Raw genomic sequence first — 14,988 nt, 5'->3', positions numbered from 1 at the left:
AGGAATCGAGATTGCCTGTTTGAGAAGGGGTCACCAATTAAAACACCGCGCGAAGGGAAGCCCAACATAGAATGCTACTCGGGCACGGTCGATCGTTATGAAAACCACAGTCAAGACAGCCAAGCGGTCGCTGTCGGGGTGTGCACAACATGACTCAAGACCAACTCACGATCGAAATAGTTGGTTCTGGAACAGTCGGAAGTGCCACTGGTCGTGCGCTCTCTGACTGGGGCCATGAGGTCATATTCAGCGACATTGACGAAACCGTTCTTGCAGACCTCTCTAAACAGGGTTACCGAACGGCAGACCCAAGCGAAGCTACTGATGCAGATCTCTCGATGGTCTCAGTCCCGACGCCCTACGATGAAAAGAAAGGCACCATGGTAACGCACATGGTAGAAAAAGCGGTTGAGACGCTGTCGGAGCAGGACCCCAACGTCGTGGCAATAAGAAGTACAGTCCCGCCGACCACGACAGAGCATCTCGCCGACAAATACGGGTTGGATCACTATGGGATGGTCCCGGAGTTCCTATTCGAAGACAGCGCTCGTCAAGACTTAGAGGAATTGGAAAAGATTGTAGTCGGGACAAACAGCACTAAAGCAAGAGAGACGATAAAGCAGGCCTTCTCACCGCAGGTGTCCACATTCATCGAGGTACAACCGACAGAGGCCGAGTTCATCAAATTTGGAAGCAATTTATTTGCCGCCACTAAAATCTCATTCTCCAACGAGATATGGCGACTCGCCTCACACACCAACAACACATCTGATACGGTGAATTTATATCCGGATGGCGTTCTTAAAGGAATCAGTCAAATTTCACCGTGGTTCGGTCCCGATATGGGAATGGAGGGCGGCTGGCCGTATGGCGGGCACTGTCTCCCGAAAGACACCAATGGGCTGCGCGCATGGGCCGAAAACGATCCTTCGGTGCCTGCTCCACAACTTTCGGGAACCATTGCTGAAAATGAGTTGATGACCCTGTAGGATCAGAATAACTTCGGGGATGTCCCCATATCGTTATCACTCGATGATTAATATACCCACGAATGCGGTGGCGTATATGCCGCTGGCGCTTATTGGCATCTGGCGCTGGGGAGTCTGGGTTTTGAAAGTCGCCCTGGCGCAGTTGTACGATCCGTATAACGGTATCGCGCCAGACCTGTCAGTCTCTATTGTCGTTCCCGTCTATCGTGCAGATCCAGACGATTTTATGGAGACTACCAAAACGTGGATTGCAAATGATCCCCATGAATTGATAGCAGTTATCGATCACGGGGACACGGAGATTATTGAGCGGTTCCAAGCACTCGCTGACAACCACAGTAATGTCTCCTGTATAGTTACGTCCACACCGGGGAAGCGGCCGGCACTTCGAGACGGAGTCCATGCCACTGAAGGAGAGATTATCGCTCTCGTTGATGACGACGTGAGATGGCGTGATGACACGCTTGAAGAATTTCTCAAACCGTTTTCTGACCCAAAAATCGGGGCTGTGAGCCCGAAGCAAGTCGTCCGAACCCAATCATCGCTTTCGCAAAAGCTGTATGAAGCACAGATGCGCCTCCAGTTTGCCATAGATTATCCTGCATTGTCAGCAGTTTCACAATCATCGTCTTGCGTCTCTGGACGGACCGCTGTCTACCGTCGGAATGCACTTCTTCCAGTGATTGATGATCTCACTGAAGAAACGTTCTTAGGCAAACAAGTGATTTCGGGTGATGACAAATTCCTCACTCGGGCAGTCCAAGCATCCGACTGGAATTGGGATGTCGTTTACCAATCAACCAGCGTTATCGACATCGGTGCTGAGCCATCTGCCAGTGAATTTCTCAGTCAAACAGTTCGGTGGACACGGAACACAATCAGATCAGATCTCAAAGCGATGTCCGAAGGATGGGTATTTAAAAGAAAGGCACTAGCGTACTACAACCTTGATCGATTCATTTCGATGTTTGCGATCTTGCTGGCACCGCTTTATTTTTCGCTTTCGCTCTCTCGTACCGCGTATACGATTGCTGCTGCGATCCTTATTTGGTGGGCCATCTCACGAAGTATCAAGATGTATCCGTATCTGCGGGAGCACAAAGGCGGATTTGTACTGGTGCCAATCTACACGCTGGGATCGTTCGTAATGTCTCCTGTATATTTGTACGCACTATTCAGTGCTAACACACAGGGTTGGCTCACGCGTGGTGACGACAGTCGCTTTGGATTCGATCAACTACGGCAACGGGTGGTGACTTCCGGCTCGATTCTGCTGGTGATCCTCACAATGACGATTTACATCGGCTTACTCCTCCGGTTCAGGTACTGATAACAAATACACATTAAACACATACAACACAACTATGATCAAAAACAAGCAGATACTGGTGACGGGCGGTGCGGGATTCATCGGTTCGAATCTCGCTAACCACATGACTGAGCACAATGACGTAATTGCACTCGACGACGGTTACTTGGGAACACCACAGAATCTTCAAGAGAGTGTCGAGTTTATTGAGGCAAGCGTCTTGGATGATGACTTGCCTACGGAGGTTGATATCGTGTTCCATTTAGCAGCGCTATCGTCGCTGAATATGCATGAGGAAGATCCTGCACTGGGTGCAAGAGTCAACGTTGAGGGATTCATTCGCGTCGTTGAGCAAGCGCTTGAGGACGGCTGTGATACAGTCGTGTACGCGTCAACCTCATCGATCTATGGAAGTCGTACTGAACCATCGCCTGAAGAGATGGATGTGACTGTCAATACTGGTTATGAGGCATCCAAGATGGCTCGGGAAATATATGCGGAATACTTCCAGAACTATTATGCTGACCTCTCTATGGCTGGAATGCGCTTTTTTTCGGTTTATCAGGGGTATAACGGTGCAGAAGAACACAAAGGAGAGTATGCTAACGTGATCGCCCAATTCGCTGATGATATGGCACATGGACAGCCACCGAAAGTGTATGGTGACGGCGAGCAAACCCGTGACTTTACCCATGTCAATGATATTGTGAGGGGGTTAGAACAAGCCGCTCGCCATAGGCTAAACGGGATCTATAATCTCGGCACTGGAAATGCCTACAGTTTCAACACCGTCGTTGATTTATTAAATCAAGAACTTGGAACCGACATCGAACCTAACTACGTAGAAAATCCCATATCCGACGATATCTATGTTCATGATACGTGTGCTGATGCCACGAAAATGAACGAGGCAACTGGGTGGGAACCACAGATCACTTTCGAGGAGGGTATCCGTCGGGTCTGTTCGAAGTATCATTCTGTTATACAGTAGAATCAACACTGATTGTACTGTTTGAGTAATAATGTCAGTTTATTACTACGGCAAGTGTGAAGACGAGTGCGAGATACGCGCATCGTATTCAATACAACAGATAGAAATTATCAAATATTCTCTATTTCAGCAGAACCAAATTAGATTATTCGCGTCGCCGATCGATCCCGATCGTCACCGAAATGCCTTCAACATCCCACGTCTCGACAGCATCTTCGGCCGCTTTGGGATCGTCGCCGAACGTCTCAGCGCGAACCTCCTCCGCGATCAGCTCTCGGTGTTCGTCAACGAGTCCAGCGATCCGGTCGTCGTCGATCGCGAGACCGACGTCGATTGACTCCTCAACGTCGAGATCGAGGTCTTTTCGCATCTGCTGGACCCGTCGGATCACGTCGCGTGCGTATCCCTCCGCTTCGAGTTCGTCAGTGAGGGTCGTGTCGACGTAGACGGTACCGCCTTCGAAGGCAGCGCCGGTGATTCCCGGTGGCGTCTCCGATCGGTACTCGACCATCTCGTCGGCGAGTTCGATCGTCTCACCGTCGATTTCGATCCCGGCATCGATCTCCCCGCGGGTTGTGCCCTCAACCGCTTGCATGACTTTCTGTGCGTCCGCGCCGAAGGCCGGGCCAACCGCACTCATCTGTGGTTCAGCGACTGCAACGAGTTCATCGAAGGTATCGACGATTTCGACCGATCGGCTGTTGACGCGATCGAGGAACAGTTCGCTGAGTCGATCGATCGACTCGCGGACCGCTTTGTCCTCGGAGGCGACGATCACCCGATCGACGGGCCAGCGGAGCTTTCGGCCGCCCTGCTGACGGGCGGTTGCCGCAGCCTCCTCGGCGGCCCGGAGCACAGCAATGTCGTCCTCCAGGTCTGGGTCGTGGAACTCCGAATCGACCTCGGGGTACGACAGCGCGTGGACCGTCGTCGCCTCGCCGTCGAAGCGCTGGTACATCCGCTCTGTGATGTATGGCGCAAACGGCGCAAGCAGCCGGATTACCTCATCGAGAACGACAGACAGCGTCGCGTACGCGCCGAGTTTCGATTCAGACTCGGATTCGTCCCACATCCGTTCGCGGATCGCCTTCACGTAGAACCGCGAGACGTCCTCGGTGACAAAGTCCAAGAGCGTGTTCAGCGCGTCGTGGACGGCGTAATCGTCCCATGCGTCGTCCATCTCGGCTTTGACGGTCTGCAGCCGCGAGAGGACCCATTCGTCGACGATCGACAGCTCGCCGTCGTTCATGTCCGCGTCGGCAGGATCGTAGCCATCGAGTTCCATGTACGGCAGCGGGAAGCGGAAAACGTTCCAGAGGATATTGAATCGTCCGACGGTGTCTCCGAGGCCGTCCCACTCGAAGGAGAGATCCACGCCCTGCTGGTCGTGGCTCAACAGGTACGTCCGCAACGGATCACGGCCGGCGCGATCGATCGCCTCCTCGGGCGTGACAATGTTGCCCAGCGACTTGGACATCTTTCGGCCGTTCTTGTCGTTTGCGAACCCGTGCATCAGAACCTCTTTGTACGGACTCTCGCCGAACGCTGCGGTGCCCATCCCGAGCTGTGACCAGAACCATCCGCGAGTCTGGTCGTGGGCTTCGATGATGAGATCCGCTGGCCACAGCTCCTCGAAGTCCTCGGTCTCGCCAGGGTAGCCGAGTGTCCCCCACGTCGCAACTGAGGAGTCGAGCCACACATCGAAGACATCTGGCACCCGGCGGTAGGTTGTGCCGTCACGAGTGATGGTGAGATCGTCAACAGTCGGGCGGTGCAGATCGATCGACTCTGGATCGACGTCCTGATCAACAGCCGCCGCGAGCGTTTCGCGGCTGTCGATGACGATCATGTCCTCGGTGAGGTCGCTTCGATCGGCGTCTTCGTCTCGTGGCGTTCCGCCGCTCGGCACCCAGATTGGGATCGGAATCCCCCAGTAGCGCTGTCTGGAGACGTTCCAGTCGGGGGCGTTCTCGATGAAGTCTCGGAAGCGGTTGTCACGAGCCCACTGCGGATGCCACTCGGCGTCCTCGATGTTCTCGAGCAGTTCGTCTTTGATGTCGGTGATCGAGATGAACCACTGATCGGTGACGAGCTGGATGACGCCGGTGTCACAGCGCCAACAGTGTCCGTAGGAGTGCTCGTAGGTTTCGTCGGCCAATAGCGCGCCGTTCGCCTCGAGATCTGCACGGATATCCTCGTTTGCTTCGCGGACGAACTGCCCGGCGTATTTGCCGGCAGCGTCGGTGTACGTCCCGTCGCTATCGACCGGACAGAAGATGTCCAAGCCGAGTTCGGTCCCGCGCTCAAAGTCCTCCTCACCGTGGCCCGGCGCGGAGTGGACGAGTCCGGTTCGATCGGCCTCGACGTACTCGGCCGTGTAGATCGTCCGCGCGCCCTCGAAACTCGGGTGATCGGGGACCTCCTCTGCCAGTGGGTGCTCGTACGTCCACCCGACCATCTCTTCACCCGAGAGCGTTTCCTCAATCGCATAGTCGTCGTAGCGACCTTTTTTCAGAACGCCCTCGACGCACTCCTCGGCGACGTAGATGAGCTCCTCATCGCCGTCTTTTTCCGCACGGACAGCGGCGTAGGTGAGTTCCTCAGAAACGGCGACAAACGTGTTTGCGGGGATCGTCCACGGGGTTGTCGTCCAGATGACGACGCTGCCTTCGCGATCGGCGAGCGGGAACTTCACGTAGATTGAGGGGTCGACGACCTCATCGTACTCGACCTCATTGTTCGCGAGTCCGGTCTCACAGCGCGGACACTGTGAGATCGATCGCTTGCCCTGCTCGACGAGGCCGTGATCGGCGACTTGGCTGAAGGCATACCACGCTGCTTCCATGTACTCCGGGGAGATCGTCTTGTACGGATCGTCCCAGTCGAACCACGCGCCGATTGACTTGAAGTCCTCGTCCATCGCCTCGCGGTTTTCCTCGGCGAACCGCATGCACTCCTCGATGAACGCCTCCATGCCGTACTCCTCGATGTCCTGTTTGGACTCAAAGCCGAGTTCCTCCTCGACCTTGACCTCGATCGGCAGCCCGTGCATGTCGTAGCCGGGGCGATCGGTCACATTGTGGCCGGTCATCCGCTTGTAGCGGATCACCGCGTCTTTCAGCGTCTTGTTCCAGGCGGTACCAAGGTGCATCTGCCCGGAGGTGTACGGTGGTCCGTCGACGAAGAAGAACGACGGATCGTCCGCGTGTGCCTCTTTTGTCGCCTCATAGGCGTCGTGTTCGTCCCAGTACGCCGTCACTGCCTCCTCAACGTCGGCAGGCGTGTACTGGTCTCCGATCTCATCCATATGAAGAGGCTATTCGCCCGTCTATATCAAAACCGTGATCTTGCCGTCGATAGCATTCGTTCGAGCCAAGCGACATCGCCTACGCGAGGTCACGTGTGGGTGTATTGCCGGAAGCCATGTGGAATTACGTGGTCGTGCCGATCGGCGAGTATGGATCGATCGGATCGCGCGATCGCCGGGTTCACCGGGCTTTCACACGGGACGTTCCACGGGTTTGAGCTGTCGATTCCGCTGTTTGTCCCGATCTGGATCGCCGAATTCGGCGTCTCTCCGACGGCGATCGGCATCGTCGTCGGCGCGGGCTACGCGATCATCGGATTAGGATCGCCAATTGCGGGCGTGCTCGCTGATCGATATGGATCGAAACGACTCGTACTCGCATCAATCGCTGGAATGGCGGTTTCGTTCGCGGCGGTGAGCCGTGCAGGATCAATCTATGCGATCGCGCTCGCGCTCATTGTCTGGGGGGCCGCCGGCAGTATCTATCATCCCGCAGGCCTATCGCTGATCAGCCGAAACGCCGATCGGCGGGGAACGGTACTGGCAGTCCACGGCGCGGGTGGAAACCTTGGGACGGTACTCGTCCCGCTGATTGCGATCGGGCTACTGACGACTGTCGAGTGGCGGCTCGCGATCGTCCTTCTCACCATTCCAGCCGTGATCGCATTCCTCATCGGTGCCGTCCTTCGGGTCACCGACGCCGGACGCGCGTCTGGGGATGGCTCTCGATCACTTGGGGCCGCGTTCGCGGCGGTTGTTCCAGACGCCCGGCAGCTCCTCGTCGGCGGATTCGCGATCGTGTTGGCGATCCAGATGGTGTACGGGATGTACTATCGTGGGATTTTCACGTTTCTCCCGGACGTGCTCGCAGATATTCCACTCTTTGAGCCGGTTTCGATCGGCGATCGAACCGTCGAGACGGGCCAACTGGCGTATTCGGGGCTGTTGCTCGTCGGCGTGTTCGGCCAGTACGCAGGCGGAGTCGCGAGCGATCGATTCGACCCTGAACGAATGCTTCTCACGACGGCGGTAGTGTTAGTCGGATCGACACTGTTGTTTGTCCCGGCATCGCAGTTTGGCATCTGGCCGCTGCTTGCGGTGTGTGCGCTGCTCGGATTTTTTATCTACGCGTTCGCTCCGATCGCACAGAGCCTCGTCGCAGAATACGCGCCTGATGTCGCTCATGGGCTTTCGTTCGGTCTCGTCTACTTCGGGACGTTCGGTGTTGGGGCGGTCGGTGCGGCGATCGCCGGTGCAGTGCTCCAAATAGGCGGGACGCCGGCGCTGTTCGCAACACTCGCTGGATTGGCAGTCGTCGTTTCGGCGATCGCAGGGGTACTGCTCCGCAGAACGACCGGATAACTACGGTTTGAGTATAGCGCTCGTCACCCACCAGAGATTTCATCGACCCTCATCTGTCAGGACTTCGTCGATCGTCATCTGTTGAGGACATCATCGATCGTCGCCATCTCCCCGTGGGCCCGACAGGCCGAACGATACGTCCCGATCGCGAGCGCCGCGCCAGTTCCCTCTCCGAGCCGCATCCCGTGGTCGAAGAGGGGTTCGAGCCCAAGCGAGGCGAGTTGCACGGTGTGACCGGGTTCTACGGAGGCGTGCGAAGCGAGCAGATATGATCGAATTCGATCGTCGATCGCGACTGCGAGCAGCGCGGCCGCGCCAGCGATAAATCCGTCAACCACGACTGGGACGCGGCGGGCGGCTGCCTCAATCGTGACACCGGCGAGGCCGGCGATCTCGAAGCCGCCAACACAGCGGAGCACATCGATCGGATCCGCAGGATCTGGGTTTCTCGCCTCGATTGCGTCGGCGATCAGGCTTCGTTTGTGCGCGTACGCGTCGTCATCGACGCCAGTCCCACGACCGGTGACCTCGGACACCGGTCTGTCGGTCATGACCGCGGTGATTGCCGCGGCGGCAGTGCTGTTGGCAATCCCCATCTCGCCGAGCCCCACGCACCGCACGTCTGGGAGGTATGTGCGGACGACCGATCGGCCCCGCTCGATCGCATCGATCGCCTCCTCTCGAGACATAGCCGGGCCCGCAGCCAGGTTATCCGTCCCGACACGTCCGTCTGGTCGGTCGCGAATCCGACAGTCGATGACCGCTTGATCGTAGCGCTCGGGTCCGACTGCGGCTGGCCCGTCGGTTACACCAAAATCGCAGACGATCGTTTCGACCCCGTTTGCCGCGGCGATCGCGTTCACCGCTGCGCCACCTTCGAGGAACGCCGTGAGCATACCTCCTGTGACCGCACTCGGGTATGCACTCACGCCCGCATCGGCAACACCGTGGTCGGCGACTGCGGTGACGATCGTCGCGGGATCGATCGACGGCTGCGAATCTGCCTGCATCCCAGCGATTTTGACTGCGAGTGCCTCCAGTCGGCCGAGGCTACCGGGTGGCTTTGCGAGCGACTCCTGGCGTTCGCTTGCGGCTTGGGCTGCATCCTCGTCGATCGCTGGGACGTCGATCGGGTTGAGCCTCTCCACGCCCGATCACTCGAAGTCCGGAAGATCGTCGGGTGCCTCGTAGCTGGCCTCCCAGTCGATGTACTCCGCTTTGAGGATGTCACAGACGATCTGGCCCAGTTCGGTCAGCCCGGCATTGATCGACGAAACGGTTTCCCAGCTGTTGAGTTCCGGGTGGAGGTCTCGTTCCTTCCAGTCTTCGGGGATCCCCGGCGCATGGTAGCCGACTCTGTCAGCGAAGTCATCCCAGAAAAAGTCGAACGCTTCGAGCATCGAGAGGTCTTCGACGATCGCCCAGTCTTCGGCGGTCACGTCTGTCGTTTCGGCCCATTCCTCGAACGCATCTGCCCACGCACCCTCCGCGAGAAGGTCGCGGATCTCGTCGCGATGGTAATCCGTGTCGCCGACGATCTCCGCGTCGTCGTACTCATTCGGGTCGATATCTGTCGGTTCGGGTGGATCGGGAAGTTCGACGTCCAGCGCCATACCACTCGATTTCACTTCGAGGAGTAAAGAGAACGCGGTCCGACAATTCCGCCAGCAAAAAACTGAGCGCTCGGTGCCCCGTTACTCGTTCGGGCTGTAGTTTGGTGCTTCGTCGGTAATCATCACGTCGTGTGGGTGCCCTTCGGTCTGCCCGGCCGACGAGACGCGGACGAACCGGGCGTGGGATTTGACTTCCGGAACCGTCGCTGCACCGACGTAGCCCATTCCGGATTTCATCCCGCCGACGAGCTGGTGTAGCTCAGAGGCGATTGTACCCTTGTACGGCGTTGCTGCCTCGACGCCCTCGGGGACGAAATCCTCCTCTTCGGCGTCCTCGGTGTCTTTGAGATACCGATCGCCGCCGCCGGATTTCATCGCGCCCACAGAGCCCATCCCGCGGTACTGTTTGTATCGCTTGCCGTTCATGGTGATGATGCGGCCGGGGGCTTCGTCGGTCCCGGCGAAGTACGAGCCAAGCATGACCGCGTCCGCTCCTGCGGCGATCGCCTTGATCGCATCGCCCGAGTAGCGAATCCCCCCATCGGCGATTACGGGCACGCCGTGCTTGCTGGCAACGTCCGCGACCTCCGCGACGGCAGTGATTTGGGGCATCCCTGCCCCGGAGACGACACGGGTCGTACAGATCGATCCGGGGCCGATCCCGACCTTGACCCCGTCGGCGAAGCCGACAACTTCCTCGGCGGCCTCACGGGTCCCGACGTTCCCGACGACCACGTCAGCCTCGACTTCGGCTTTGATGTCGCGCGCTGATTCGATGACGTTGAGATTGTGTGCGTGCGCACAGTCGATGAACAACACGTCCGCGCCGGCCTCGTCGGCAGCGGTCGCACGATCGGTCTCGAAGGGGCCGACTGCGACGCCGACTCGTAGTCGACCGCGTTCATCTCTTGCAGCGTGTTCGTGCTCGCGGCGCGCGAGGATTCCCTGCATCGTGACAAGGCCGACAAGCCGATCGTCCTCGTCGACGATCGGAACGCGCTCGATCTTGTAATCGTACATCAGTTCCAGGGCTTCGCGGGCGGTGATGTCCTTGGCGGCGGTGATAACCTCGTCCGTCATCGCCTCGCGGACGGCGTCTGACTCGCCGACTTCGAGGTACGGCCGGATGTCGGTTGCAGAGATGATGCCGAGGACAGTGTCGTCTTCGTCGACAACAGGCGCACCGGAGACGCCCTCACGGCTCATCATTTCGTCGACATCGCTGACGGTCTGTTCGGGGGCCGCCGTGACGACGTTCTCTCGTCGGATGACGAGTTCGTGGGCGCGTTTTACGCGTTGAACTTCCTCGGCGGTCTCTTCGACAGTCATATTTCGATGCAACACACCGAGGCCGCCCTCTCGGGCCATCGCAATCGCGAGATCACTCTCGGTGACGGTGTCCATTGCCGCCGAAAGGATCGGAATTTGGAGCCGTACGTTTTTTGAAACGTGAGTTGCAACGTCCGCTTCGTCCGGTTCGACGCGGCTCTCCATTGGCCGCAACAACACGTCGTCGAACGTCAGCGCCTCCGGTACTCGTAACTTTTCGGAAAACTCGGGAACGTCGTTCGCCATATAAATCGTCCTTTGGGAACGTCTAAAAACGTTCCGAGTTGGCATCTCTGTGCAGATGATCTGCACACGAATTCATGTATATGTGCATTATCTTGGATACATTCGCCGAGTGTAGGATACCTTCGCTGAATGTGGGTGTCAGTATTTGCCAAACGGCTGCCGCGAGACCAGATCTGATGTGTTCATGTACATGAATACTACCGAGAGCCCGGACTGTTCAACATGAATATCGGCTGATTGATTTTGTATTGATGAAAATGGACCGCAAATAATGGACACTACCGCAATTTGGAACAGAGAATATGATTAAAAATGAACGATCGACCCATCCTAACTGGTGTATCACCGGTGAGTCGCGGCATGAAGCTATGGATCATCGCCGTCATATATAAATAACGCAGTAATTCGTAATTGTATGTCCTGTCGTCTCACACAAGTTTTAATACCTCAGTCATGTAATCATCGGATATGAACTCCCAGCAGTTCGCTGCATCGTGCACCGTTGGTCACCAATCCTCGATTCTCGGGACCTGCGCTACAACGATGTGGACATTTATTTTCAATAAACTGGGAGGAAAACGGTTCGACGTGTTCCGATCCCACCGTCCACCTGCTGATGCGCTGGGTTCACATCGCCGTTTGGCCGATGGTGACGGCCATCGATAAGTAGGATGAGTGTCTCACGCCACCCAGTCGCGCTTCGGTTAGAGAACCGTGTTGGCGGCGCAACCAGACTGTTAGCGACCGTCATGGCGTTGCCGCTCATCGACGGCATTTTTGTTGCGCTCGTGCTCGCGGGCACGCTCGACACGATCTTCGGGATCGTCGAGACCGGCCTGCTGATTTTCGGCGGTTCGGCGACGCTCGCAGTCATCCTCGCGGAAATGGATGGCACCCGCAAAGAGCAGGTGACGTCTGTGCTGGTCATCGCAGCGCTCGTACTTCCACTCGCGGCCGTGGAAGCAGCGCTCGCGCCGATGATCGAGAGCGTGTTGAACATGGAGATTTTCACCCGCTTCGCTGGGTTGGTGATCCTCGCGATCGCCGCAAAGACCGCCAGCTCGAAGGTCGGTGAGTATCTCCCGAGTCCCGGTGTGATCATCGCACTCGGGCTGGTCGCAAGCGTCGAACCGAACGGCTTCACCGTTGGGTTCATTCTTGACCCATGGCTGATCGTCCGGGCTGTGTCGGCCGCGGGCGTCGGTGTGCTGTTCGCGCTGTCGATCGCGGCGTTCGCCCCGACGCTGCGGGGGAATGTCGACATCGATCGGTTCCGTTTTGGGAGTTCGGTCGCGCTGGGTGTACTCGCGCTACCGATCCTCGGGTTGTTGAACACCAACGCACCGATCGCGCTCGCGGTGCTTGTCGTCGCGGGACTGTTCGCGTACGATCCCGACGCAGACTTCGAGGGTGCTTCAACAGACGTGTCGGCAGCGACCGACGGCGGCGACGCCGCGGTAGCTGCTGACGCTGTTGACGCTGATGCGTCCGATGAGGCGAACGCCTCGATCGACGAACTCGGTGAGCAAAAAGACGACAGAGAGGAGTTCGAAGAGGCTGGGTACGGCTATCCCGGTGAGGATGAATCGAGAGCGCCGTGGCTGTGAGAACCGTCACTGAGTCAATACACTCACTGTACCTGGCGTGATACATCTCCTGTATCTGGTGTGATACCCATCCTGTACTTGGTGTGACACACCTCCGGTACCCGGCGTACCACTCCCCAGTACCATCGCAACCCATTACTTTGCGCCCGCGTATGCAATAATATGAGTAATCGCGTCGTTGAAGGACGAATGGTAACACCCGAGCGACTTGCCGAACTGATCGAGGGCGAACGCCCGATGGAGGCCACTGCGATCGAAGACGCCGATCGTGCGTGTCCCGACTGCGGCGGCAATGTCATCTCTGTGGGGTACATGCCGAGCGTAACCGCGTTCGTTACGGGCTACAAGTGTCAAGACTGTGCGTGGAGCAATCGCGACGCGCAGTGACCGTTGGACAGTAGTCCATTTGTTCTGTGGCCCGGAGGGCGATCACGATCGAAACCCATTTAGTACCGATCGCGTTATGAAGAGATAGCGGGGACGTGGCCAAGCCAGGCATGGCGACTGACTCCAGAGGCCACGCGCCCGGGACGACACTCCAGACTGATATACCGAGCGGTCGACTGATCATCGATCGCGTTGACGACCCTCTGGAGTTCCGAGGCGCATACCGGAGATATCAGTCGATCGGGGGTTCAAATCCCTCCGTCCCCATTACTTCTACCGCGAGCGACTGCGAGCGGTTGCGTATTAGTCGACTGAGAGATTGAACCAAATAGCGGTTTGAGCAACCGTGGTTCACAATCCCTCCGTCGGCATGTCAATTCCGTCAAATCGTAATATTACTGTATAACTGCAGCTGTCGATCTGTATTTTGATAAAGCATGCTCACTTCTGGTCGAACCAGTAGATTAGCGATCCGATCGCCGTAGACGCACACGTTTTTGTCCCGTGGCCGTAGATACCGGCGTGTAGCTTCGCATGCGCGTGATCCAAACGTTGGTGCCGACCGGCAAACACGATGTGGTCGTCAATACCCTGACCACCGAGTCGATCGACTTCGCGATGACCGAAGAGACATCCGATTCGGCCTACAGCGACGTCGTCTACATTCCAGTCGACGGGGACGAGGTCGAACGAATTGTCGAGCTGCTCAGGGACGTTGGCATCGAGCGCGACGGCTATATGGTCGTGAGCGAGGCGGAAACGATCGTCTCCGATCGCTTTGAAGCCCAGTCGGAGGCGACCGGAGAACCGAATGGCGAGCGAATCTCCCGAGACGAACTTCGCACGAAAGCGCGAAATCTCTCGCGGAGCACGCCCAACTACGTCGCCTTGACGGTGATCAGCGCGGTCGTGGCCGCCGCAGGGCTGTTACAAAACAGCGCGTCGGTCGTCGTCGGATCGATGGTGATCGCCCCGCTTATCGGCCCTGCAATGGCCTCCTGCGTCGGGACGGTGATCAACGACGACGATCTGTTCTGGGAGGGGATCCGATCGCAGGCAGTCGGGCTCGCGGTCGCGCTGGTCAGTGCCACCCTGTTTGCATTCGCGTATCGGTATTTTCTCGCCCCAGAACTCGAGTTGCTGTTGATCCAGCAGGTAGCCGAACGCGCCCATCCAGGGCTGTTGGCGCTGGCGATCGCGATCGGCGCGGGGACTGCGGGTGCGCTGTCTCTCACCTCCGGCGCTGATGAGGCACTCGTCGGCGTGATGATCGCGGTCGCGTTGATGCCGCCGACCGCGTCAGTCGGGCTCGGGATCGCCTACGCCGAACCTGCGTTGGCGTTCGGCGCGGGAGTGTTGGTGCTCGTGAATCTCCTGTCGATCAACGCGGCGGGAATCGCGACGATCTGGATCAAACGATACCGTCCGAGCCACTGGTACGACGTGCGGCGGGCCCGCCGCGTAACTCTCGAACGGCTCGTGACGTTCGGGCTTGCAATCTTGCTTTTGACCTCATTTCTCGCTGTGAGTTCGATCGACGCGCGCGAGAACGCCGCGTTCGAATCGACCATGCAAGAGACGATCGATCGCGAGACAGAAGGAGACATCATTGCTGTCGACTACACCTATCGCGCCGATCTCGTCTCCCAGACTCCGACGGGGGTGACGATCCACGTCAGAACCGACCGCAGACCCGACGAGTTAGCGGAGTCAATCGCGACTGCCGTCGAAGCCGACACCGGTCGGTCGATCGAGGTGACTGTGGTCACGGCGGACGCCGCAACCCGATCCAGCGACAATTAATCGGCGATTCTGTCCACAGATTGGGATTCGGTTATCAAAAGCGGG

11 protein-coding genes and 1 tRNA gene are annotated in these 14,988 nt (G+C 57.7%); 8 read left to right on the top strand and 4 right to left on the bottom strand.

Features of this window, described 5'->3' with window-relative positions:
- The first annotated feature begins 149 nt into the window (after positions 1-149).
- The 3 genes from E5K03_RS09525 to E5K03_RS09515 all read left to right on the top strand — a co-directional run bounded on the left by E5K03_RS09525 (position 150) and on the right by E5K03_RS09515 (position 3,289).
- Positions 150-989, top strand: a complete 840-nt coding sequence (locus tag E5K03_RS09525; protein ID WP_138006617.1) for a UDP-glucose/GDP-mannose dehydrogenase family protein — start codon at positions 150-152, stop codon at positions 987-989.
- Positions 990-1,065: 76 nt separating this feature from the next.
- Entirely contained in the window at positions 1,066-2,319 is a 1,254-nt protein-coding gene (locus tag E5K03_RS09520) for a glycosyltransferase (RefSeq protein WP_171006660.1), read from the top strand.
- A 34-nt stretch (positions 2,320-2,353) separates the two neighbouring features.
- Positions 2,354-3,289 (top strand): NAD-dependent epimerase/dehydratase family protein, encoded by a 936-nt coding sequence (locus E5K03_RS09515; protein WP_394343976.1) that lies wholly within the window; start codon positions 2,354-2,356, stop codon positions 3,287-3,289.
- A 145-nt stretch (positions 3,290-3,434) separates the two neighbouring features.
- Here E5K03_RS09515 and ileS read toward each other — a convergent pair whose 3' ends face one another.
- A complete protein-coding gene (gene ileS, locus E5K03_RS09510) occupies positions 3,435-6,596 on the bottom strand; it encodes an isoleucine--tRNA ligase (RefSeq protein ID WP_138006615.1) in 3,162 nt (1,053 codons plus the stop codon).
- Positions 6,597-6,746: 150 nt separating this feature from the next.
- On the opposite strand from ileS, the gene E5K03_RS09505 reads away from it, so the two are divergent.
- A complete protein-coding gene (locus E5K03_RS09505; protein ID WP_138006614.1) occupies positions 6,747-7,958 on the top strand; it encodes an MFS transporter in 1,212 nt (403 codons plus the stop codon).
- 74 nt (positions 7,959-8,032) lie between these two features.
- Here the strand turns inward: E5K03_RS09505 and cobT are convergent, their stop codons facing one another.
- The 3 genes from cobT to guaB all read right to left on the bottom strand — a co-directional run bounded on the left by cobT (position 8,033) and on the right by guaB (position 11,146).
- Positions 8,033-9,106 carry a nicotinate-nucleotide--dimethylbenzimidazole phosphoribosyltransferase gene (cobT, locus tag E5K03_RS09500; RefSeq protein WP_138006613.1) on the bottom strand — a complete coding sequence of 358 codons (1,074 nt, stop codon included), beginning with the start codon at positions 9,104-9,106 and terminating at the stop codon, positions 8,033-8,035.
- 6 nt (positions 9,107-9,112) lie between these two features.
- Positions 9,113-9,571, bottom strand: a complete 459-nt coding sequence (locus tag E5K03_RS09495) for a hypothetical protein (RefSeq protein ID WP_138006612.1) — start codon at positions 9,569-9,571, stop codon at positions 9,113-9,115.
- 81 nt (positions 9,572-9,652) lie between these two features.
- Complete coding sequence (guaB, locus tag E5K03_RS09490) at positions 9,653-11,146, bottom strand: IMP dehydrogenase (protein ID WP_138006611.1); 1,494 nt, start codon at positions 11,144-11,146, stop codon at positions 9,653-9,655.
- 671 nt (positions 11,147-11,817) lie between these two features.
- On the opposite strand from guaB, the gene E5K03_RS09485 reads away from it, so the two are divergent.
- From E5K03_RS09485 to E5K03_RS09470, 4 genes are all read left to right on the top strand, one after another.
- Positions 11,818-12,753: a DUF5794 domain-containing protein gene (locus tag E5K03_RS09485; RefSeq protein ID WP_138006610.1), complete on the top strand. Its 936-nt coding sequence runs from the start codon at positions 11,818-11,820 to the stop codon at positions 12,751-12,753.
- A gap of 162 nt (positions 12,754-12,915) precedes the next feature.
- Positions 12,916-13,140, top strand: a complete 225-nt coding sequence (locus E5K03_RS09480; protein ID WP_138006609.1) for a DUF5795 family protein — start codon at positions 12,916-12,918, stop codon at positions 13,138-13,140.
- Positions 13,141-13,229: 89 nt separating this feature from the next.
- Positions 13,230-13,407, top strand: a tRNA-Trp gene (locus E5K03_RS09475).
- Between the two features lie 267 nt (positions 13,408-13,674).
- Complete coding sequence (locus tag E5K03_RS09470) at positions 13,675-14,943, top strand: TIGR00341 family protein (RefSeq protein WP_138006608.1); 1,269 nt, start codon at positions 13,675-13,677, stop codon at positions 14,941-14,943.
- The last annotated feature ends 45 nt before the right edge of the window (positions 14,944-14,988 follow it).

This window comes from Halalkalirubrum salinum (assembly GCF_005543295.1).
GTDB classification, from domain to species: domain Archaea; phylum Halobacteriota; class Halobacteria; order Halobacteriales; family Haloferacaceae; genus Halalkalirubrum; species Halalkalirubrum salinum.
The sequence above is the reverse complement of the archived record's forward strand: the minus strand, read 5'-3'. Positions and strand labels throughout refer to the sequence as shown.